The organism is Caballeronia sp., assembly GCF_049581465.1.
Taxonomy (GTDB): domain Bacteria; phylum Pseudomonadota; class Gammaproteobacteria; order Burkholderiales; family Burkholderiaceae; genus Caballeronia.
This window is the reverse complement of record NZ_JBAUSA010000354.1, coordinates 1-2,548: the sequence shown is the minus strand read 5'-3', so window position 1 is coordinate 2,548 and position 2,548 is coordinate 1. Positions and strand designations below refer to the sequence as shown.

2 protein-coding genes are annotated in these 2,548 nt (G+C 60.4%); both read left to right on the top strand.

The window, feature by feature from the left end:
• Positions 1-514: anti-sigma factor (locus WCA53_RS08855; protein ID WP_423908103.1), on the top strand; the 514-nt coding region annotated here is incomplete at its 5' end.
• A gap of 207 nt (positions 515-721) precedes the next feature.
• Entirely contained in the window at positions 722-2,128 is a 1,407-nt protein-coding gene (argH, locus tag WCA53_RS08850; RefSeq protein WP_423908105.1) for an argininosuccinate lyase, read from the top strand.
• The last annotated feature ends 420 nt before the right edge of the window (positions 2,129-2,548 follow it).

Here is a 2,548-nt window from a genome sequence, read left to right as displayed (position 1 = left end):
GCCCGCGAGGCCCGCGCCTTCTACCCGCCCGAAGACAAGCTGGTTCGAGAACCTGTCGTTCTGGCGCGGCTGGTCGATTGCCGCAACCGCTGTCGCTGCCATTGCACTGGTCGTGTCGATTCGTGCGTTGACGACGGTCGCGCCCGTGCGTGTCGCTGTGGTTCAGGTCGCGCAGGCGCCGCGTATTGGATACGTGGCTACGCTCGCCGACAAGCAATCGAACGCGATGATGCTCGTTACGTGGGACGATCGGACTTCGGAAGTCACCGTGCGACGGTTGAGTGGTTCATCGGATCCCTCCGATAAATCCATGCAACTCTGGGGCCTTCCAAAAGAAGGGCATCCGGTCTCACTAGGCGTCCTGCCGGTTGGAGGCACCGCGCGGTTCAAGGCTGCTTCTGTTGATGCTTATCCGGCGTTGGCGGTGTCCGTAGAACCGGTTGGCGGCTCTCCCAATCCGGATGGTCCTACCGGACCGGTCGTCTATACAGGCAAGGTCATTCCCGCTGCTTGACGGTTTCGGTTGGTGTTTGTCATGCGCCGCGGGCATCGTGGCGCCCTCTCGGACGTTGGCTCGCCGGGCGGGTCCACCGTGCTCGGTTTTCCCACGTCTGTCGGTTGGGAAGCATTGCCTGTAAAATCGCTTTTTCCTCGGCATTTCAACCGGATTCCGCTGAATTCGCCGCTCGCTTTCGACTTTTCGCTCTCTACTCCATCAGCCATGACGTCACAACTGCATAAGAAAGGCGAAGCCTGGTCGGCTCGCTTCAATGAGCCCATGTCCGATCTGGTCAAGCGCTACACGTCGTCTGTGTTCTTCGACAAGCGGCTTGCATTCGTCGACATCGATGGCTCGCTCGCGCACGCAGCCATGCTTGCGGCGCAGAAGATTATCGGCGATGAAGATTTGCTGTCTATTCAGCGCGGCATGACGCAGATCCGGGGCGAAATTGAACGGGGTGAATTCGAGTGGAAACTCGATCTTGAAGACGTGCATCTGAACATCGAGGCGCGCTTGACCGCACTCATTGGCGATGCCGGCAAGCGTCTCCACACCGGCCGCTCACGAAACGATCAGGTCGCGACCGATATCCGCCTCTGGCTGCGCGGCGAAATCGATCGCATTGGCGAATTGCTGGTCGAATTGCGGCGCGCGCTCATCGATATCGCCGAACAGAATGCCGAAACCATCATGCCTGGCTTCACGCACCTGCAAGTCGCTCAACCCGTTACGTTCGGGCACCATCTGCTCGCCTACGTCGAAATGTTCGCGCGCGACAGCGAACGCATGCGCGATTGCCGCAAGCGCGTGAACCGCTTGCCGCTCGGCGCGGCGGCGCTCGCCGGCACAAGCTATCCGATCGACCGGCACGCCGTGGCGAAGACGCTTGGCTTTGACGGCATTTGTGCGAATTCGCTCGATGCCGTATCGGATCGCGATTTCGCGATCGAATTTACGGCGGCCGCCGCGCTCGTAATGACCCACGTGTCGCGTTTTTCTGAAGAACTCGTGTTGTGGATGAGCCCGCGAGTCGGGTTTATCGACCTGGCCGACCGGTTTTGTACGGGGTCGTCGATCATGCCGCAAAAGAAAAACCCTGATGTGCCCGAACTGGCGCGCGGCAAGACGGGTCGCGTGAACGGACATCTGATGGCGTTGCTGACCCTGATGAAAGGCCAGCCGCTTGCGTACAACAAGGACAATCAGGAAGACAAGGAACCGCTGTTCGACACAGTCGACACCGTCGCCGACACCCTGCGCATCTTCGCCGAAATGGCAGCGGGCATCACGGTGAAGCCGGACGCCATGCGCGCAGCCGCGTTGCAGGGCTTCTCGACCGCTACGGATCTTGCCGATTATCTGGTCAAGCGCGGCCTGCCGTTCCGCGACGCCCACGAAGCGGTGGCGCTCGCGGTCCGCGTTTGCGTGGATCGGGGTTGCGATCTGGCTGATCTTTCGCTCGACGAAATGCGCGCGGAATTGCCGAATGTGGCTCAGCTTATCGGCGAGGATGTTTTCGAGTACTTGACCCTTGAAGGGTCGGTTGCGAGTCGGAATCACGCCGGTGGGACGGCGCCGGAGCAGGTTCGGGCGGCGGTGGTTGCTGCTCGGGCGGCTTTGGGGTGAGGCAGGATTGGGGAAGGACGGGCAGCGAGGTCGAGTGGGTGTTGCTCGGTGAGTGTCGCTCAGGCGTGGAACGTTCCTAGCAAGGTCTGTCGGCTTTTCCGTTTTGGGTGTCATCCGTCGGGATCCTGCGAAGCAAGACCCTGACGGGGCGAGCGCGGACCGCTCACCGACTGGTAGTACGAACATGGATGGTCGTGGCGATATGGCGTTTGAGGCGAAGCGTGTGCGTGCCGTTTGTGCTTGAGGTGGGTGTTCGACTGCGGGTTGAGTTTGCGGGGGCCGTGCTACGTTCGGGCCAAAGACCTGAAATGAGCAACGACAACACTGAGGTATTCGCGGTTTGAACGCGTTTCTTTGCTTCGTTTCTTTGCGCGTTTGCAAAGAAATGAAGTCCCGCCCCGGATAGGGGCTAACAGAAAT